We start from the raw sequence: 18,797 nt of genomic DNA on the forward strand, positions 1-18,797 counted from the left end.
TTCGGTGCACGGGTGGGCGGGCGGGGGTCGGCTGGCGGGCGGGCCGGGCCAGGATGGTCCCATGACCTCCCAGGACCCGCCTCGCTTCCGCGTCCACCCCTCCCCCGTGGGCGACATCCTGATCGTCACGACCGACGACGGCATCGTGACCCTCCACCCGTTCGACGGCCCCCTCGGCGCCGAGCTCGAGCGCGTCGGCGCGGCACTGCGGGCTCCGCTCGTGCCTGATGAGTCGGATGCCGTCGCCGACGCCGCCGCCCAGCAGCTTGACGAGTACTTCGACGGCGACCGCGAAGAGTTCGACCTCCCGCTGGACTGGCGTCTGGTGAACGGCTTCACGCGGGCCGCCCTCGAGGCCGTGCGCGAGATCCCCTACGGAGAGACGGCCGGCTACGGCGAAGTGGCCATCGCGGCGGGCAGCCCGCGGGCGGCTCGCGCCGTCGGCACCGCGTGCGCCACCACCCCGTTCTCGATCGTCGTGCCGGTGCACCGGGTCCTGCGGGCCGACGGCTCGCTCGGCGAGTACGGGGGCCGGCCCGATGTGAAGAGGTACCTCATCGACCACGAGCGACCGGCCGCGCCGGTCATCGTCCCTGCGCCGGGCGTGTAGGCCGCCCGCGCGCGGCACGGCCCGGGCGGCGCGCCGCCCGGGCCGTGCGTTCTCGCGAAGGATCGCCTGCGCTAGTGGTGCGTCGCCTTCTCGGCACCGAAGCCGGTGAGCGAGCGCACCTCCATCTCGGCGGCCTTGCGGCGGTCCTCGGCCCGCCGCGACGTGACCGATCCGAGCCAGCCGAGGAAGAACCCGAGCGGGATCGACACGATGCCCGGGTTGTTCAGCGGCCAGATGGCCGTGCCGACCTTGAAGACGCTCGTCTCACTGCCCCAGAACACCGGCGACAGGAAGATGAGGATCACCGCGGCGGCGAGGCCGCCGTACATGCTCCACACCGCGCCGCGCGTGGTGAACTTGCGCCAGAACAGCGAGTACAGGATCGTCGGCAGGTTCGCCGAGGCGGCCACCGCGAACGCGAGCGCCACGAGGAACGCGACGTTCTGGCCCTGCACGCCGATGCCGCCGATGATCGCCAGGATGCCGATCACGATGACGGTGCGGCGCGCGACCTTCACCTCGCCGTCCGGCGGGACGTCGCCCTTCTTCACGACGTTCGCGTAGATGTCGTGCGCGAAGGATGCGGCCGCCGTGATGGTGAGGCCGGCGACGACCGCGAGGATCGTTGCGAACGCGACGGCCGAGATGAACCCGAGCAGGATCGGTCCGCCGAGCTCGAGCGCGAGCAGCGGCGCCGCCGAGTTCACGCCGCCCGGTGCGGCGGCGATGGTCTCGGGGCCGACGAGCGCGCCGGCGCCGTAGCCGAGCACGAGGGTCAGCAGGTAGAAGAGCCCGATCAGCCAGATCGCCCACACCACCGAGCGACGCGCCTCCTTGGCGGTCGGCACCGTGTAGAAGCGCATCAGCACGTGCGGCAGGCCCGCCGTGCCGAGCACGAGAGCGATCGCCAGCGATATGAAGTCCCACGGGTTGGCGCCGTACTGCAGGCCCGGTCCGAGGATCGCCTCGCCCTGCGGCGACGCCGCGACCGCGCTCTCGAGCAGCGTGTTGAGGCTGAAGCCGTTGATCGCGAGCACCCAGATCGTCATGACGAGCGCGCCGCCGATGAGGAGGAACGCCTTCACGATCTGCACCCAGGTCGTGCCCTTCATGCCTCCGATGAGCACGTAGACGATCATCAGCACGCCGACGACGGCGACGACGATCGACTGGCCGATCGTCTCCTTGATGCCGAGCAGCAGCGACACGAGTCCGCCGGCGCCCGCCATCTGCGCCAGCAGGTAGAAGAAGCACACCGCGAGGGTCGTGATGGCGGCGGCCATGCGCACAGGCCGCTCCTTGAGCCGGAAGGAGAGCACGTCGGCCATCGTGAACTTGCCGGTGTTGCGCATGAGCTCGGCGACGAGCAGCAGCGCGACCAGCCAGGCGACGAGGAAGCCGATGGAGTACAGGAACCCGTCGTACCCGTTGATCGCGATCGCGCCGCAGATGCCGAGGAACGATGCGGCGGAGAGGTAGTCGCCTGAGATCGCGAAGCCGTTCTGGGGGCCCGTGAACGAGCGTCCGGCGGCGTAGTAGTCGGCGGCAGTCTTGTTGTTGCGGCTCGCGCGGATGACGATGAACAGCGTCACCGCGACGAACGCCCCGAAGATCGAGATGTTCAGGATCGGGTTGTTCTCGACGGTGTCGACGGCGGCCTGGATGCTGGCGAAGACGTCGTTCATGCGGAGGCCTCCTGCCGCGCCTCGAGGTCGTCGCGGATCTCTTCGGCGATCGGGTCGAGCTTGCGGTTCGCGTACCAGACGTAGGTCATGGTGATCGCGAAGGTGGTGACGAACTGGCCGAGCCCGAAGATCAGACCGACCGTGATGTCACCCCACACCCGCTGCGCCATGAACTCCGGTGCGAACGACGACAGCAGCACGTACGCGAAGTACCAGACGAGGAACGCGATCGCCATCGGGAACACGAATCCGCGCTGGCGGCGCTTGAGCTCGGTGAACCGCGGGGATTCCTCGACCTCGATGTAGTCGATTCCGCCGGGTGGGGCGGTGTCGGTCCGTGGATCGGACATGTGGCCTCCTTGCCTCATGAACGGGCGCGTCATCGCGCCAATGGGGAACCCCGGGCGTCGGGGCGAGCGCTCGACCCGGGTGGTATGGTCGACGCTACGAAAAGCGGCGAGGACGCCGTCACCCCCGGAAGTAGGTAGCGCGTGGGCGGCCCATCCGGCAGCGTGCTGCCAGGCAGCGAGAGCGACACCCAGCTTCTCGCGCGCGCCGTGGCCGATCTGGTGCGCCGCACCCGCTTCCCCGTCGCCTTCGGCGGCCTCGAGCACGGCGACGCGATCCACGTGACCTCGATCGTCGGTGCGCGCACGCGCAGCCTCGAGGGGCTCGTCGTGCAGGCTTCCCGCGGACTCGGCGGACGCGCCCTCGTCGAGAAGCGCCCTCGCCTCGCGCTCGACTACCGCTCCTCCCGCAGCATCACGCACGACTACGACCGCGCCGTGCTCGGCGAGGGCATCTCGACCCTCTTCGCCGTGCCCGTGCTCGTCGGCAGCCGCGCGCGCGGCGTCATCTACTGCGGCTCGTGGTCGGAGTCGCCGGTGGGCGACGTGGTCGCGCGGCCGGCGTTCGCCGTCGCCGACGAGCTGTCGTCGGAGTTGCGCATTCGTGAAGAGGTGCAGCGGCGCCTCACGATCGCTCCGCCGGCGGGCGAGGCATCCGCTCTCGCTCCCGCCGCGCGCGAGGAGCTGCGCGAGACGTACGCCGAACTCCGCAGCATCGCGGCCGGCGTGGAAGACCCTGCGCTACGGCAACGGCTTGCGCGACTCGAGCAGCGCCTCGCCGCGCTGTCGCAGTCCGAGAAAGAGCCGCCGCTCGATCTCGACGTGCGGCTCTCCCCACGTGAGATCGACGTGCTCGCGTGCGCGGCGCTGGGCTCGACGAACGCCGAGATCGCGGCGACCCTTTCGCTGCGCGAGGGAACGATCAAGTCCTATCTGCAGTCCGCGATGGCGAAACTGGATGCCTCGACCCGCCACGCCGCCGTGACGAAGGCGCGCCGCGCCGGCCTGCTGCCCTGAGTTCTCGCCCGCGGGCTTCCTGTGCCCAGCGGGCGGTCCCGTTCTCGCGTGCGCGTGCGTGCGCGCGTGCGCGAAATTGCGGAGATGTGCGCAATTGCGGACCGAATCGGGGCATCGATCCGCTATTCGGCACGCCGAGCCGGGAGCAAACGAGAGGCGGTGAGGCGGCTGAATCTCGGAGGATCTGCCGAAGTTCGGACCATATCCCCGCAGATCCTCCGAGAATTCGCGCATCCTCCGAGAATCGGAAGCGGGAAATCACGGAGAGAAATGAAAGGACTATTGCGCGTATTGTGCCTTTCATGGCCCGCAGAATCGTGCATCAGCTCGTCGATGACCTCGACGGAACCATTCTCGAAGTCGGCGAGGGCGAGACCGTCCTTTTCTCGCTCGACGGCGTCGCATACGAGATCGACCTCACCGAGGGCAACGCCTCGGCCCTCCGTGACGCGCTCGCGCCTTACGTGGCGGCCGGCCGCAGCGTCGGTTCATCGCGAGGCGGCAGCCGCGGCACCGGCGGCAGCAGCAGCGCCGGGGGCAGTGCGAACCGCAAGCGCCGGCGCTCCGGCCAGCAGGACTACAGCGCAGTCCGCGCGTGGGCCAAGGAGAACGGACACCAGGTGTCTGAGCGGGGGCGGGTACCGGCATCCGTTCTCGATGCCTACGAGGCGGCGCACTGACGCACGCCGCCTCGCGACTCTCACGTGAGTGAGAGACGCACCAGGATCTCGTCGACCTTGTCTTTCGCGTCGCCGAAGAGCATCTGCGCGTTGTCGCGGTAGAAGAGCGGGTTCTGCACGCCTGCGTATCCGGATGCCATCGAGCGCTTGAAGACGATGACGTTCTGCGCCTCCCACACGCGCAGCACCGGCATGCCCGCGATCGGGCTGCCGGGGTCTTCGGTCGCGGCGGGGTTGACCGTGTCGTTGGCGCCGATGACGAGCACGACGTCGGTCTTCGCCAGGTCGTCGTTGACCTCGTCCATCTCGAGCACGATGTCGTACGGCACCTTGGCCTCGGCGAGCAGGACGTTCATGTGTCCGGGCAGGCGTCCGGCGACGGGGTGGATGCCGAAGCGCACGTCGACGCCGCGGTCGCGCAGCTTCTGCACGAGGTCGGCGACGCCGTGCTGGGCCTGGGCGACGGCCATCCCGTAGCCGGGGGTGATGACGACGGATGCCGCGCCCGCGAGCATGTCCGCGGCGGATTCGGCGTCTATCTCGCGGTGCTCGCCGTACGCCTCGTCGTCGCCGCGCGGGGCCTCGATGCCGAACCCTCCGGCGATGACCGACAGGAACGACCGGTTCATCGCCTTGCACATGATGTACGAGAGGTACGCACCCGACGACCCGACGAGCGCGCCCGTCACGATGAGCAGGTCGTTGTTGAGGAGGAAGCCCGCCGCGGCGGCCGCCCAGCCGGAGTAGCTGTTGAGCATCGAGACGACAACGGGCATGTCGCCGCCGCCGATCGAGGCGACGAGGTGCCAGCCGAGCGCGAGCGCGAGCGCCGTCACCGCGACGAGCAGCCACAGCTCGGGCGTGAGGACGTACCAGACCGTCAGCACCACGAACAGGACGAGCGCCCCGAGGTTGAGGACGTTCTTGCCCGGAAGCATGAGCGGCTTCGACGAGATGCGGGCCGAGAGCTTGAGGAACGCGACGATCGAGCCGGTGAAGGTCACACCGCCGATGAAGACGCCGATGAAGACCTCTGCGTGGTGGATGTCGGCGAGCGCCCCTTCCAGGCCCGTGTCGTACAGGGCGCCGTTCCACCCGACGAGGACCGCGGCGAGACCGACGAAGGAGTGCAGCAGGGCGATGAGTTCGGGCATCCCGGTCATCTCGACGATGCGGGCACGCCAGAGTCCGATCGCGCCGCCGACGAGGACGGCGACGACCAGCAGGATGAGTCCGAGGGACGCGGCCGGGTCGGCCCAGGCATCCGCCGCGACGAGCCACACCGTCGCCACGAGGGCGATCGTCATGCCGACGATGCCGTACGTGACGCCGCGGCGACTGGTCTCGTGCTTGCTGAGCCCGGCGAGGCTCAGGATGAAAAGGAGCGCCGCGACGATGTAGGCCGCGCCGGCGACCGCGCCCGCGACCCCGATCATCGGGTCTCACCCTTCTGGAACATGGCGAGCATGCGTCGGGTGACGGCGAAGCCTCCGAAGATGTTGATGGATGCCAGCAGCACGGCGACCGCGGCGAGGATCTGCACCGTCAGGTCGGGCACGGTGATCTGCACCATCGCGCCGACGACGATGATGCCCGAGATGGCGTTCGTCACGCTCATGAGCGGCGTGTGCAGCGCGTGCGCGACGTGGCCGATCACGTAGAAGCCGACGACGACGGCGAGGGTCAGCACCAGGAAGTGCTGCGGCAGCGGCGGCGGCGCGAACGCACACACCGCGAAGAGCAGGGCGATGCCGGCGACGACGAGGCCGGTGCGAGCTCCGCGCGACATCGTCTTCTTGACGGGAGCGGCGACCGCGGCCGGCGCCGCCTTGGCGGGTGCCGCCGAGACCTGCACCGGCGGTGGCGGCCACGTGACCGCGCCGCCGTGCACCACGGTGACCGTGCGCTGCACGACGTCGTCGAAGTCGAGGGCGAGCTCGCCGTTCTTCGCCGGCGTCAGCAGCTTGAGCAGGTTCACGAGGTTGGTGGAGAAGAGCTGGGATGCCTGCTGCGGCAGGCGACCGGGAAGGTCGGTGTACCCGAGGATGACCACGCCGTTCTCGGTGACGACGCGCTCCCCCGCGACCGAGCCCTCGACGTTGCCGCCCTGCGCGGCCGCCATGTCGACGATGACGCTGCCCGGCCGCATGCTCGCGACGTCTGCCGCTGTGATGAGCCGGGGCGCCTGGCGACCCGGGATCAGCGCGGTCGTGATGATGATGTCGACGTCGGCCGCCTGCTCGGAGTAGATCTCGGCCGCGCGCCGGTCGTACGCCTCGCTCGTCGCCTTCGCGTAGCCGTCGGCCGAGACCTGCTTCTGCTCGTCGGGCACGACGACCTCGAGGTATTCGCCGCCGATCGACGCAACCTGGTCGGCCACCTCGGGGCGGGGGTCGGTCGCCCGCACGATCGCACCGAGACTGGATGCCGCGCCGATGGCCGCGAGCCCCGCGACACCCGCACCCGCCACGAGCACCTTCGCCGGCGGCACCTTGCCCGCCGCGGTGACCTGGCCGGTGAAGAAGCGCCCGAACTCGTGCGCCGCCTCGACGACCGCACGGTAGCCCGAGATGTTGGCCATCGAGCTGAGCACGTCCATCGACTGGGCGCGTGAGATGCGAGGAACGGCGTCGAGCGCGATCGCCGTGATCCCCCGCGTGGCGAGGGCCTCGACGAGGTCGGGGCGGAGCGCCGGGCTCAGGGTCGCGACGATCGTGGCGCCGTCGGCGAGGCGGTCGATCTCGGCCGGGCTCGGGGCGTTGACCTTGAGGATGATGGGGCTCGCCCAGGCCTCGGCTCCGTCGACGACGGTCGCGCCGGCGGCCGTGTACGCGGCATCCGGGAACGACGAAGCGGCGCCCGCGCCGGATTCGACGACGATGTCGTAGCCGAGCGCGAGCAGTTTGGGGACGGTGGTGGGAGTCGCGGCAACCCGGTTCTCTCCGGGCGCCTCGGCGACGATGCCGATGCGGGTCATGCGTTCCTCAGGGTCAGGTGCAGGTTCGCTCCACCCTGGCAGAGGCCAGGGACGATCAGCCTCGCATTTCACGCGGCGCGGCGGCAAGAAGTGGGGATCTTGTGGATGGCGTAACCCTTCCCGCCGGTCGAGTGGGCGCGAAGCGCCGTATCGAGACCCGCGCGCCAACGTGTGAATCCCCTCCAAACCCGCGCCTGACCTTGAGCCTCGCCCGGATTCTCGGAATCGTGGCCGGTCCGCAGTCCGCTACGGAAGGAAGAACATCATGCTCACGATGACCCAGACCGCCGCCGAGGCCGTCAAGCAGATCGTCGCACGGGTTCCGCAGGCCGAGGACGGAGGCGTGCGCATCCGCGACACGGGCAGCGACACCGGCTTCGAGCTGAGTGTCGCCGCCGATCCGGCACCGCTCGACACGGTGGTCGTCACCGACGGCGCGCGGGTGTTCCTCGACGAGATCGCGGCGGACGCGCTCGACGACCGGGTCCTCGATGCCGAACTCGCGCAGGACGGCTCGGTGCGCTTCGCGCTCGGCGTGCAGGGCTGACCCGCTCGCTCCCCTGGTGCTTCGGCGGCCTCGGTGCTTCGGCGCCGGGGCCGCCGCTCAGCTGCACCCCGCCGAGGGCGCACGCATCACCATTCCGCGCCCCCGGCGGCGGTGATTCCTGCGCTCTCGGCGGCCAGAGAGCGCACTCTCAGTCGTCGTCGGAGCAAAGCTCGAACACGTAGCCCGGATCGTCGGGCCCGCTGAGGTCTCGGTCACGAAGGACGGCGGAGTCCGGCATCCCGTCGCTCTTGCAAGCCTCTTGGAACGCCGCCGGATCGGAGTACTCGATCGCGATGACGTGGTCGTCGTACACCTCTTCATAGGCGGCGCACTCGTCGAACTCGGCGCACTGCTCGGCGATCGCGAAGTCGAAGCCCGCGTCGGCCTTGAAGGTGGCGGCATCTTCGGCGGCGTTCTTCTGCGCGGCGGCCAGGCCGGCTTCGTGCGCGATCTCGACGAGCTCCTCGGCGAGCTCGAGGTTGTTCTCGAGGGTCAGCGCTCCGTCGCTGCGGGTGTGGCTGTCGAGGTTGTCGAACTCGATGCCGCGGAATCCCGCTTGCGCGCACTCCTGGATCCACGGCGACACGATGTCTTCGATGGCCTCGCGGCTGTCGTCGGTGGACGTGTCGAGCAGCGCCTCGTCGGGCCAGTCCGGGTCGTAGACGGGCTCGCCGTCCTCGCCCTTCAGCACCAGCTCGTCAGGCCAGTCGGAGAGCTCGTCGGGCTGGGTCTGGAACGCGTTGATGTAACAGATGGAGTAGATGCCCTCCGGCGGGGGCGCCGTGCGGTCGCGCACGACGATGCCCACGTCGTCGGGCGGCGGGTACCCCTCGCCGAGCTGATAGTCCGGCGCGGCGCCCTCCGGCGGCAGCGTGACGCTCGACGCTCCGCCCGCGCACGCGGCGAGCGACACCGCCGCAAACACAGCGACGATGACGGATGCCGCACCCCTCCCGATGCTCATGGTGCGACGGTACTCCCCCGAGGTTTCGTCGGCGGGAGGGTGGCCGAGCGGGGCGATTGGGTGTAGCGGTCGTCGCTACACTTGAACAGCCAGCCTCTGTAGCTCAATGGAAGAGCAGTTCCGTCCTAAGGAAACGGTTGGGGGTTCGAGTCCCTCCAGGGGCACAGTCCTTTTTTGACTCTGACCAGGTATTTCTTCTGTGGTCAGACCACTCAGAATGCGTTTTTGGCCGCTTTTTGCCCGCATTATGAATATTTCGGCAGGCCGAAAACGACGTCTTCAACGGCCTGCGCACGACGTCTGAGAGCGCCAAAATCGAGCGTCTCGGTCGAAATCTGCCTCGTCGAAAAACTGAGCAATCTGCTCTCGGCGGTCACTGAGGTCGCGCGTAGCGGGTCTGCGGTCCTGACGGCAGCGCCACCAACGGCATCTGGTCGTTCAGGCGCGTCGCGACGGCATCCAGATCGTCGTCGAAGAGGTCCGCGTACGTGTCCAGCGTCATGGCCGCGGACGCGTGCCCGAGCATGCGCTGCACGGCCTTCACGTTCGCGCCGGAGCTGATAGCCAGGGATGCGGCGGTGTGACGAAGGTCGTGAGGAGTGAGCCGAGGAATCGATGGATCGAACTCCTGCGCACGCCGGACCGCGTTCGCGAACCATCCCTTGCTGCCCGAGTTGCGCATGTGATTGACCCCGTCGCCGAACAACAGGCCCTCCGGACCCTTGCCGGCGCATGCCTGCTCGATCATCGGCGCGAGACGCTCCGGGTAGGGCACCGATCGCTTCTCGTGCGTCTTGGGCGTGCCGACGTGGATCTCGTAGGCGATCATCACCGCGTTCTCCTCGATGACGAAGCGCCGACGAAGCCGGTTCACGCTCCGCACACGCAGCCCTGTCGCCTCGCCCCAGCGCAGCCCGGTATACGCAAGCGTCAGGACAAGCGTCGGATACGCCGAGCAGGCCGCCAGCGTCGCCACTTGGTCGTGCGAGAGATAGACGCGACGCTTCCCCGGCCCGCTCCGAGGAAGGTTGCGTACGTTGCGGGCCGGGTTGCTCGCCAGGCGACGATCGTCGATCGCGACGTCGAGGATGCCGGCAAGGACTCCGAGTGCTCGAAGGACCACCGTGCGTGACTTCTGCGTCGCGAGGTCGGACACCCAGTCCTGGACTTCCGAACGGCGGATCGACGAGATCTCCCTGTCGGCCCACACCGGCTCGACATGGTTCTTCCACGCCCGCTCGAGCGTCATGTAGTACGACGGCTTCGACATCGGCGGCTGCTTGGAGCGCAGCCAGCTGTCGGCGAACATCCGGACCGGAACCCGCGACGAGGACGGGTCGATGTACTCGCCCTTCGACTTCGACACCGTGACCATGGAGAGGTACAACTTCGCCTCCCGCATCGTCGTGAAGCCACGCTTCTCCGCCTCGCTGCGATCGGGCTTGCGATAGCGCACGCGGTAGCGGCGGCCCTTCGCCGATTCGTACGGGGTGATGCTGCCCATCTGGACCTCCGCTCGTGCCCGGCTCGACGGTCAGTATCGGGCCAGTGTCGAACACTGATCGGATGCCGTCAATGCGGCCGGTGGCACATGTGGATAGATGGCGGAATACGTCGTCAACTGGCGTTGAGGTGGAGGGGTGCCTCCCTCCGACGCCGAGAGTGTAGCGATCGTTCGCGTCTCCGTTCTCGCCGCTCACTCCTTGCAGACTCCGCGCTGGCGCGCTCCGCTTAGCAGCCGTTCGACGACGAGCACTGCGCCGCGCCGATCGCTTGGGGTCGCTGCTGTCGGGTGGGACGCCACCGAGGCCTAGGCTTTTTGGGGGCGATCATTGACGGACGGCGTTGCGGTGATGATCTCCGTCCTTCATGACTCGCCGATCACGTCGAGGTCGAAGCGGTCGATGCCATGGTTGATGCTCAGCACCGCTGACCCGCTGTACTGGTACCTCCTCGGCTGTGGGCAACGTAACGCAAGCGTGGCTTGCGCTGGAAGCCAGGGTCGGTCAGGGGCGGATCCGGTGACATGGTGTCGACGATCGCGGCTGACGGGGGCGCTTCAGGGCGCGGCTCAAGGCGCCGCGGTACTGTGAAGTGAATCTGCGCGGCGGTCGTGTCTGCTGCGAGGCGCAGGTCGCATCGATTGACCGACTTGGTGTGCCGCTGGTGTGGGTGTCCGTCCACCTCGCTAGGCTTTTTGGGTTACGGGCTGGGAGATGGAGAAGAAGTGTCGATTGGCGAGTCATCTGCGCCGCTCGTGAAGTCGAAGCAACGCGTCGCCGAACACGGCGAGGTGTTCACACCTGCCTGGATGGTCGAGGAAATGCTTAACCTCGTCAAGGCGGAGTCGGAGCGGATCGACTCTCGCGTGCTGGAGCCAGCATGCGGCTCGGGCAACTTCCTCATCCCGGTAATCAAGAGGAAGCTCGTCACCGTCGAGCTCCGCTATGGCAAGTCCGGGTTCGAGCGTCGGCACCATGCTCTGCTTGCGCTGATGTGCATCTACGGCGTCGAGCTACTTGCCGACAACGCCGCCGAGTGCCGCGCGAACCTGGTCGATGTGTTCGCGAGCTACCTCGGGCTCGAGCCCGGCGACACCTGGTACACCGCCGCCGAGCGGGTACTCGCCGCGAATGTCGTCCAGGGCGATGCGTTGAGCATGACGACCGTCGGCACGACCTTGGAGACCCACGGACATCCGATCGTCTTCCCCGAATGGGGTTATCTCGGCAAAGGGAAGTACCAACGCCGCGACTTCCGTTATGACAGTCTCACCCAGCGCGCCTCGTTCCAGGGCTCGCTTTGGGACCACCTTGAGGAGCACGAGATCTTCACCCCCATCAAGGAGTACCCAGCGATGACCGTCGAGGAGCTGGCTGAATGAGCCAGGCGACCTTTTCGCTCCGTGGTCGCAACCCGGATGTGCTCACCTGCATTGCGAACTTGTCGAACGACGAAGTGTTCACGCCGCCGGAGTTCGCGAACCGGATGCTCGACACGCTGGAGACTGCCTGGGCCGAGGCGAATGGCGGGGCGAGCATCTGGGCGGATCCGACGGTCACCTTCCTCGACCCGTTCACGAAGTCGGGCGTATTCCTCCGCGAAATCACCAGTCGACTCACGGACGGGCTCGCCACCGCGATCCCGGACCTCAGGGACCGCGTCGACCATATCTTGACGGAGCAGGTCTTCGGCATCGGGATCACTCAGCTGACCGCGATGCTCGCGCGTCGCAGTCTCTACTGCTCGAAGTGGGCGAACGGGAAGCACTCGATCGCGAACTCGTTCACCGCTGAGGACGGCAACGTTTGGTTCGAGCGGACCGAGCACAGTTGGGTGAACCGCAAGAAGGAGAAGCAGGTTCACCCGACCAAGGGCGACGAGATCACCGTCGAGGTCGTTGGCACCGGGCGTTGCCAGTACTGCGGCGCGAATGAAGCCGAGTATGCCCGTGGCGAGGCACTCGAGTCGCACGCCTACTCTTTCATCCACACCGACGACGTGAAGACGCTCGTCGCTGACCTGTTCGGAGCCGACATGCACTTCGACGTCATCATTGGGAACCCGCCCTATCAGTTGGATGACGGTGGCCATAACAACTCTGCTCAGCCGATCTACCAGCTCTTTGTTGAGAACGCGATGGCACTCGACCCGAAATGCCTCGTCATGGTGACGCCGTCGCGATGGTTCTCGGGCGGCCGCGGGCTCGACAAGTTCCGTGAGCGGATGCTGACGTCACACCAGCTCAAGCACCTTGTGGACTTTCCGAAGTTGTATGACGGCTTCCCGGGCGTGAAGATCCGCGGCGGCATCTCCTACTTCCTCTGGGAGCGCGACTACGACGGGCCCTGCACGATCCAGACGATGTGGGACAACGCGCCATTGGGCGACCCAGCGATCCGGCCCTTGGACTCATACGACGTACTAGTACGGCGGAACGAGGCAGTGTCGATCCTGGATAAGGTGCGTGCCAAGAAGGAGCCGACGCTCGACCAGCGCGTATCCGCGGGCAAGCCGTTCGGCCTTCGTACACCATTCCACGGGAAGAAATCGCCCGCAGGGCTGAAGGACCCGGTGAAGCTATACGAGTCGCTGACCGTCGGATATGTCGAGCGTTCCGAGATCCCGCAGAACTCTGCGTGGGTCGACGACTGGAAGGTCTACATGACGCGCGCGCAGGGGACGAGCGCCGCTGTCGAGACCAAGTTCTTGAGCAAGCCGATCGTGGATGGGCCGGGCACAGCGTGCACTGAGACCTACAACGTCGCCGGCCGGTTCCCGACCGAGGCCGAAGCAAGGCGCTACGCAAGCTACCTGCGGACCCGCTTCCTTCGGTTCCTGGTGTCACTCCGAAAGTCGACTCAGGATGCGAACCGCGATGTTTACGCGTTTGTTCCTGACTTGCCTCTCAGCGAGGATTGGACTGATACGAAGCTCTACAAACGCTATGGGTTGACGCCCGATGAGATCGCGTTCATCGAATCGCAGGTCGCCGAGCACGACGACGAACCGGCAGTCGATGTGATCGACGAAGGCGTCCATGACTAAGTCGCTCGATGAGTTGCTACCGGATCGGCCGGAGGGGCACCTCCGGATCTACGCCTACGCGATTCACGACGAGCACCACAAGGGCTGGCTCAAAATCGGGCAGACGACGAAGAACGTCAAGACGCGGGTCGCGCAGCAAGTGAAGACTGCGGCGGTGAAGAACTACGCGATCGAGGTCGACGAATCGGCGCTGCGGGCTGACGGCACCTTCTTGCGCGACTTCGATGTGCGGGAGCGGCTGAAGGCCAAGGGCTTAGCGAACCCGACGTTGGAGTGGATGGAATGCACGGTTGCTGACGTGCTGACCGCGATCACCGAGCTGCGCACCGGCGAGTCCGTTTCCGGCACACACCATGAGACTTTCCCCATGCGCCCGGAGCAGAAGCGGGCCGTGGAGAAGACCCGCGACTACTTTCATTCGCTATGGAAGGAGGACATGCACGCGGTGCCGCGGTTCCTCTGGAACGCGAAGATGCGCTTCGGCAAGACCTTCACGAGCTATCAACTCGCGAAGTCGCTCGGCGCGACCCGCGTGCTCGTGGTCACCTTCAAGCCGGCCGTCGAGGACGCCTGGGCGACGGATCTACTTTCGCATAAGGATTTCGATGGCTGGCAGTACGTGTCGAAGTCTTCCGGGGTCGACCCGTCCAAGGTCGACAAGAAGAAGCCGCTCGTCTACTTCGGCTCGTTCCAGGACCTCCTTGGCCGCGACAAGGCGACCGGGCTCATCAAACCGAAAAACGAGTGGATTCACGCAATCAACTGGGACCTCGTGATCTTCGACGAGTACCACTACGGTGCTTGGCGCGACAGTGCGAAGGAACTCTTCGAGGGCGAGGATGAGAAGGAAGCGAAGAAGGAGCTCGCCGGGGAGTATGGCGAGGGCCTAGAGACCTTCGATGAAGAGCTTGATGAGCTCGGCAGCGACGAGAAGGACTTCTTGCCGATCACTACCCGCGCCTACCTCTACCTGTCCGGCACCCCCTTCAAGGCGCTGGCGACCGGCGAGTTCATCGAGGAGCAGATCTTCAACTGGACCTACACCGACGAGCAGCGGGCCAAGGCCGAGTACGCCACGAAGCATCCAGACAAGCTGAACCCGTATGGGGCGCTGCCGGAGATGCGGCTGCTCACGTATCAGATGCCCGACGAGTTGCTCGCGGTTGCCCGCGAGGGCGAGTTCGACGAGTTCGATCTCAACGAGTTCTTCGCCGCCACCGGTGTGGGCTCGAACGCCACCTTCAAGCACAAGGACGACGTGCAGAAGTGGCTCGAAATCATCCGCGGCCAATACCTGCCGACCTCGCTCGACGCAATGAAGGGCGGTACCCGCCCACCGTTCCCGTACTCGGATGTGCGGCTGCTGCCGTACCTCCAGCACTCGTTCTGGTTCCTGCCGAACGTCGCCGCGTGTCACGCGATGGCGAACCTCCTCGCAGAGAAGCAGAACGTGCCCTATTGGGGGCAGTACACGGTCCTGAACGTTGCTGGTCCGGGCGCGGGCATCGGTCTCGAAGCGCTCCCCCCCGTTCGCACGGCCATTGGCAACGGCGTGGACACGAAGACGATCACGCTGTCCTGCGGCAAGCTCACAACAGGCGTCACCGTCCCGCAGTGGGCGTCGATCCTCATGCTTCGCAACCTCAAGTCCCCCGAGACCTACTTCCAGGCCGCGTTCCGCGTCCAGTCGCCATGGGCAATCAGGAACCCGAACGGCGACGACCCGTCAGAAGAGGAAGTCGTCAAGCCGGTGTGCTTCGTCTTCGACTTCGCGCCGACCCGCGCGCTGAAGCAGCTTTCCGACTACGGCATCGGCCTTTCGCCGGAGGAGCAGAACCCGGAGAAGGCGGTCGACGAGCTCGTATCCTTCCTCCCGGTCCTCGCCTACGACGGCGCGAATATGACGCAGGTGGATGCCGGCGGCATCCTCGATATCGCGATGGCGGGTACCTCGGCGACGCTCCTGGCCCGCAAGTGGGAGTCCGCGATCCTCGTCCACGTCGACAACGACACCCTGAAGAAGATCATGGGCAATGACAAGGCGATGGCTGCGGTCATGAACATCGAAGGCTTCCGGGCGCTCGGCTCTGACGTCTTCGAGACGGTCGTCAACAAGTCCGAGTCGGTGAAGAACACGAAAAAGACGAAGGGCGACAACCTCACCCCGAAGGAGAAGAAGGAGCTGACGGACGAGGAGAAGGAGTACAAGTCGAAGCGCAAGCAGATTCAGGAAAAGCTCATCAAGTTCGCCACCCGGATCCCCGCCTTCATGTACCTCACCGACTACCGGGAGAACACGCTCAAGGACGTCATCACGAAGCTCGAGCCGGGGCTCTTCAAGGCCGTGACCGGCCTCACCGTGGAGGACTTCGACCTGTTGGTCTCGCTCGGGGTCTTCAACGCCGCCCAAATGAATGCGGCGGTCTTCGCGTTCCGACGGTACGAGGACGCATCCCTTTCTTACACCGGCATCGCGTCTCACGACGGACTACAGAAGATCGGCCTCTACGACACCGTCGTCGCTCTCGAGAAGTAATAGAGTCCAAGAGAGTTTTGCTGGTTGTCGACGTAGAGCCGCGATGCGGCGACCGCAAACGCTCGTGAGCAGAGCGATCGCTGTCGATTCGGGCGCCAAGCGGTCGATTCGGCACGGATCCCGCAAGCCCTGCATAGTGCACAGATAATGTACGAGGGGCACGCATCTAGCCGCGTCCCACGCCCGCGCGTCGTCGGTAAGGACGTGGTGGCGCGAGTACAAAGCACCAGCACGTCAAGGAGATAGTGGTGAAGGCGACACCGACATACCTACTCGATTCGCTGTCGAGCAACGACGTCACTTTCTTCATTCCGCCCTATCAGCGGAACTACGAGTGGTCGACGGACACCTGCAAGGTGCTTCTCTCCGATGTTCAGAAGGTGGCGTCGTCGAACGAGAGAGGGGCGAAGACTGAGCACTTCTTCGGGAGCATCGTCTATGTCGTTGAAGACGCGGGTTTCGGCGTACCGGCGAGGTACGTTCTAACGGATGGCCAGCAGCGCATAACAACAACGATGCTGCTGTTGATGGCCCTTCGGGACAGCATCGACGACGCCGACTATCAGGAGACCATTCAGAAGCGATTTCTGGAAAACGATCGTGCAGGTGAGGGGACCGAGTTCAAGATCAAGCTGAAGCAAGTCGAGTCGGACTGGGAAGCATACAAGCTTCTTGCACTGCGCCATGAGATACCCGCGGACCAGAAGAACTCGACGGTCTATCAGAACTACATGTTCTTCCGGAGAGCGATTGACCCGCTCGCGGACAGTGAGAAGAAGGGCTTCCTCGAGAGAGGGCTCATGAAGTTCAGCACGATCTCGATTCAGCTTGAGCCAGATCGCAACCCTTGGGAAAACCCGCAAGAGATCTTTGAGTCAATGAACTCCCTAGGGCAGCCGCTCTCGCTCGCAGATCTGGCGCGAAACTACCTCTTGATGGGGAAGAACTCGCGAGAGCAGACGGCGCTGTATAACGAGTTCTGGCTCACGCTTGAGAAGCGACTGCCTGGCCGGCTCTCTGAGTTTCTACGTGACTGGATGCAAGCTGATCAACACAAGAGCTTCAAAGTTGCGCGGGAAAACAACTTCAAAGAGCTCTACTCACTCTTCAAGGAAATCACTCGCGGCCGGCATGTAGAGGATCTTTTTCAGGACTTCGTACGGTTTTCCCGTCCGTACGCCCTCGCGTGCGGCCTGGAGTCGACTGGTGTTCCACGGATCGACCAGACCATCTTCGACCTCAATGTAATCGGAGTTGCGCCGGCTTACTCCTACCTCACGGAGGTACTGGGAGCCTGGGAGTCGGGCCAATTGTCGGACGCGCAGGTAGAGAGCGTTCTGATAGCGGTCAGGACCTACTTGCTGAGACGGCGAGTGCTTGGCATCACCCAGGCTGAGAATAAGTTCTTCCCGGCGCTGGGGGCACGACTGGGGGATCTGATCGCGTCGACGAGTCTCGCCGAAACGCTCTTCGCCCAACTTTCTTCGCAGGAGTACGCATTGCGCCTCCCAAACGACGACGAGCTCGGCACGAGGCTCGGCAGTATGAACTTCTACAACCTGGGCAGATCCCGGAATTATCCGCGGCTACTCCTCTCGTTGGCTGAGGAGCTGCTCACAAAGTCGCGACCCGCCTGGGACGACGCTCATCTTCAACTCGAGCACATCATGCCGCAGAAGTTGAGCTCGCAGTGGCGCAACGCCCTCGGCGCCTCTGCCGACGAAACTCACCAGAATCTGGTGAACAACATCGGCAACATCACCCTCATTCGTCACAACCAAGAGCTTGGTAATAGGTCGTTCGCCGAGAAGAAGTCACTCTACTCGGCCAAGTCTGGGTTGCAGGTCGCGCAGAACCATGTTCTCGACCAGGAACTCTGGGGCGCCGCATCGATACTGGAACGACAGCACTATCTGGTGCAACTGCTCGTGACGGATGTCCTCGGCATCCCCCAGAGGTTCAAGCACGGCAGCAACTGGGCCCAGATTCAGGGCGACAGTTCACAGTTTGACTCTCGCCAGATACTTAACCAGCTCATCGGTGAGCCCCTCCAGTACATTCCAAACCCCACCATTACAGCGCAGGTTGTGAGCGACTCGAAGGTGTTGTTCGAGGGCAAGGAGTGGAGCCTGTCTCCGCTCACGCGAGAGCTCAAGGAACGTGACGGGACCGTGAGCAAGTCCAGCCAGTTTCAGGGTGCTCTCTACTGGAGCTGGGACGGCACGCGGCTCGTGGATCTGGACATCTAGCCGCTATCCATCGCCGGTCACCACTCAATGGCCATATCGTTGCCCAACTCAGAGGAACGGGGGGGGCCATCGTCGCCCAAGGAGTCGTCCCGATCGTGAAGCAATAACGAAGGCCACCGATGGAGGTAGCCACATTCGCGGTCGCTTTACGGGCTTCATGCGCCTGGACCCGACGCGAAGAGCGGCCGCATGTCATCGAGCTATTTGACACGGAGCTAAACTCGACCCAGCCTTTCCCTGCGGTCGTACGCGAAGCTCACCGCGATTGGGGTTATCGACGTCGTCAATATGACTGATGCGATCCGGAAGTTCCGCTACTTCGACAAGATGATCATCGAAGGCCTCTCGCCGGGGAGTCAAATAGTCGGAGCTCCGTCGAACGACCAGATGCTGCAGGTCGTGGCCTCAGCTTGCGATGGCGTAGCGGTCTGCCATTGTCTCCATTCTCAGGAGCAATTCCTCGAGTTCACGCTCGAGAGGTAACCGACACGCAGGACGATCTCACCGGGTTGATCGACTTACCTCCGCCTGTTGCGACTGCGGTGCTCCAAATAGCGCCTGACCGCCTCTGACGACGTCTCAGCGACGAGCCTTGCGCGCGCTGTCTAGTAGGAGTAGGAGTAGGAGTAGGAGTAGG

General features: G+C 65.3%; 14 protein-coding genes and 1 tRNA gene. 9 read left to right on the top strand and 6 right to left on the bottom strand.

The features are described 5' to 3' along the window. Positions 1–61: 61 nt before the first annotated feature. Entirely contained in the window at positions 62–610 is a 549-nt protein-coding gene (locus OB08_RS11850; RefSeq protein ID WP_461474964.1) for a methylated-DNA--[protein]-cysteine S-methyltransferase, read from the top strand. A 71-nt stretch (positions 611–681) separates the two neighbouring features. Here OB08_RS11850 and OB08_RS11855 read toward each other — a convergent pair whose 3' ends face one another. Both OB08_RS11855 and OB08_RS11860 read right to left on the bottom strand, forming a co-directional pair. After that, a complete protein-coding gene (locus OB08_RS11855; protein WP_461474966.1) occupies positions 682–2,295 on the bottom strand; it encodes a solute symporter family protein in 1,614 nt (537 codons plus the stop codon). Further along, complete coding sequence (locus tag OB08_RS11860; RefSeq protein WP_461474967.1) at positions 2,292–2,645, bottom strand: DUF485 domain-containing protein; 354 nt, start codon at positions 2,643–2,645, stop codon at positions 2,292–2,294. The genes OB08_RS11855 and OB08_RS11860 overlap by 4 nt, the downstream gene beginning before the upstream one ends. Before the next feature lie 141 nt (positions 2,646–2,786). On the opposite strand from OB08_RS11860, the gene OB08_RS11865 reads away from it, so the two are divergent. Together OB08_RS11865 and OB08_RS11870 are read left to right on the top strand one after the other, a co-directional pair. Then, positions 2,787–3,659 (top strand): helix-turn-helix transcriptional regulator, encoded by an 873-nt coding sequence (locus tag OB08_RS11865; RefSeq protein WP_461474969.1) that lies wholly within the window; start codon positions 2,787–2,789, stop codon positions 3,657–3,659. Positions 3,660–3,961: 302 nt separating this feature from the next. Further along, entirely contained in the window at positions 3,962–4,339 is a 378-nt protein-coding gene (locus OB08_RS11870) for a histone-like nucleoid-structuring protein Lsr2 (RefSeq protein WP_461474971.1), read from the top strand. A 20-nt stretch (positions 4,340–4,359) separates the two neighbouring features. On the opposite strand, the gene pntB is transcribed toward OB08_RS11870, so the two are convergent. Next, the gene (gene pntB, locus OB08_RS11875) at positions 4,360–5,775 is read right to left on the bottom strand and encodes a Re/Si-specific NAD(P)(+) transhydrogenase subunit beta (protein ID WP_461474973.1); all 1,416 of its coding nucleotides are present in this window, start codon (positions 5,773–5,775) and stop codon (positions 4,360–4,362) included. Beyond that, positions 5,772–7,316: a Re/Si-specific NAD(P)(+) transhydrogenase subunit alpha gene (locus tag OB08_RS11880; RefSeq protein WP_461474975.1), complete on the bottom strand. Its 1,545-nt coding sequence runs from the start codon at positions 7,314–7,316 to the stop codon at positions 5,772–5,774. Before OB08_RS11880 ends, pntB begins: the two co-directional genes overlap by 4 nt. A 265-nt stretch (positions 7,317–7,581) precedes the next feature. Here OB08_RS11880 and OB08_RS11885 point away from each other — a divergent pair, with 265 nt between their 5' ends. Continuing rightward, the gene (locus OB08_RS11885) at positions 7,582–7,863 is read left to right on the top strand and encodes a Fe-S cluster assembly protein HesB (RefSeq protein ID WP_461474977.1); all 282 of its coding nucleotides are present in this window, start codon (positions 7,582–7,584) and stop codon (positions 7,861–7,863) included. 148 nt (positions 7,864–8,011) lie between these two features. Here the strand turns inward: OB08_RS11885 and OB08_RS11890 are convergent, their stop codons facing one another. Continuing rightward, complete coding sequence (locus OB08_RS11890; protein ID WP_461474978.1) at positions 8,012–8,827, bottom strand: endo alpha-1,4 polygalactosaminidase; 816 nt, start codon at positions 8,825–8,827, stop codon at positions 8,012–8,014. 92 nt (positions 8,828–8,919) lie between these two features. Between OB08_RS11890 and OB08_RS11895 the strand changes: the two genes are divergently transcribed. Beyond that, positions 8,920–8,991: transfer RNA gene (locus OB08_RS11895), tRNA-Arg, on the top strand. A 209-nt stretch (positions 8,992–9,200) separates the two neighbouring features. Here OB08_RS11895 and OB08_RS11900 read toward each other — a convergent pair. Further along, positions 9,201–10,331 carry a tyrosine-type recombinase/integrase gene (locus OB08_RS11900; protein ID WP_461474980.1) on the bottom strand — a complete coding sequence of 377 codons (1,131 nt, stop codon included), beginning with the start codon at positions 10,329–10,331 and terminating at the stop codon, positions 9,201–9,203. A 693-nt stretch (positions 10,332–11,024) separates the two neighbouring features. Here OB08_RS11900 and OB08_RS11905 point away from each other — a divergent pair. The 4 genes from OB08_RS11905 (at position 11,025) to OB08_RS11920 (ending at position 18,160) form a co-directional block, all read left to right on the top strand. Beyond that, the gene (locus OB08_RS11905; RefSeq protein WP_461474981.1) at positions 11,025–11,711 is read left to right on the top strand and encodes an N-6 DNA methylase; all 687 of its coding nucleotides are present in this window, start codon (positions 11,025–11,027) and stop codon (positions 11,709–11,711) included. Beyond that, a complete protein-coding gene (locus OB08_RS11910; protein WP_461474983.1) occupies positions 11,708–13,375 on the top strand; it encodes an Eco57I restriction-modification methylase domain-containing protein in 1,668 nt (555 codons plus the stop codon). Before OB08_RS11905 ends, OB08_RS11910 begins: the two co-directional genes overlap by 4 nt. Continuing rightward, positions 13,368–15,911 carry a DEAD/DEAH box helicase family protein gene (locus tag OB08_RS11915; RefSeq protein WP_461474985.1) on the top strand — a complete coding sequence of 848 codons (2,544 nt, stop codon included), beginning with the start codon at positions 13,368–13,370 and terminating at the stop codon, positions 15,909–15,911. The genes OB08_RS11910 and OB08_RS11915 overlap by 8 nt, the downstream gene beginning before the upstream one ends. 248 nt (positions 15,912–16,159) lie before the next feature. After that, positions 16,160–18,160 carry a DUF262 domain-containing protein gene (locus OB08_RS11920; protein WP_461474987.1) on the top strand — a complete coding sequence of 667 codons (2,001 nt, stop codon included), beginning with the start codon at positions 16,160–16,162 and terminating at the stop codon, positions 18,158–18,160. Positions 18,161–18,797 lie beyond the last annotated feature (637 nt).

Source organism: Microbacterium sp. HJ5, assembly GCF_054824025.1.

What these genes read in the sequence shown, in the direction of transcription:
- OB08_RS11880 (WP_461474975.1), bottom strand. Translation starts at nt 7,316, where the DNA reads ATGACCCGCATCGGCATCGTCGCCGAGGCGCCCGGAGAGAACCGGGTT.
- OB08_RS11850 (WP_461474964.1), top strand. Translation starts at nt 62, where the DNA reads ATGACCTCCCAGGACCCGCCTCGCTTCCGCGTCCACCCCTCCCCCGTG.
- OB08_RS11855 (WP_461474966.1), bottom strand. Translation starts at nt 2,295, where the DNA reads ATGAACGACGTCTTCGCCAGCATCCAGGCCGCCGTCGACACCGTCGAG.
- OB08_RS11870 (WP_461474971.1), top strand. Translation starts at nt 3,962, where the DNA reads ATGGCCCGCAGAATCGTGCATCAGCTCGTCGATGACCTCGACGGAACC.
- pntB (WP_461474973.1), bottom strand. Translation starts at nt 5,775, where the DNA reads ATGATCGGGGTCGCGGGCGCGGTCGCCGGCGCGGCCTACATCGTCGCG.
- OB08_RS11915 (WP_461474985.1), top strand. Translation starts at nt 13,368, where the DNA reads ATGACTAAGTCGCTCGATGAGTTGCTACCGGATCGGCCGGAGGGGCAC.
- OB08_RS11910 (WP_461474983.1), top strand. Translation starts at nt 11,708, where the DNA reads ATGAGCCAGGCGACCTTTTCGCTCCGTGGTCGCAACCCGGATGTGCTC.
- OB08_RS11885 (WP_461474977.1), top strand. Translation starts at nt 7,582, where the DNA reads ATGCTCACGATGACCCAGACCGCCGCCGAGGCCGTCAAGCAGATCGTC.
- OB08_RS11890 (WP_461474978.1), bottom strand. Translation starts at nt 8,827, where the DNA reads ATGAGCATCGGGAGGGGTGCGGCATCCGTCATCGTCGCTGTGTTTGCG.
- OB08_RS11860 (WP_461474967.1), bottom strand. Translation starts at nt 2,645, where the DNA reads ATGTCCGATCCACGGACCGACACCGCCCCACCCGGCGGAATCGACTAC.
- OB08_RS11900 (WP_461474980.1), bottom strand. Translation starts at nt 10,331, where the DNA reads ATGGGCAGCATCACCCCGTACGAATCGGCGAAGGGCCGCCGCTACCGC.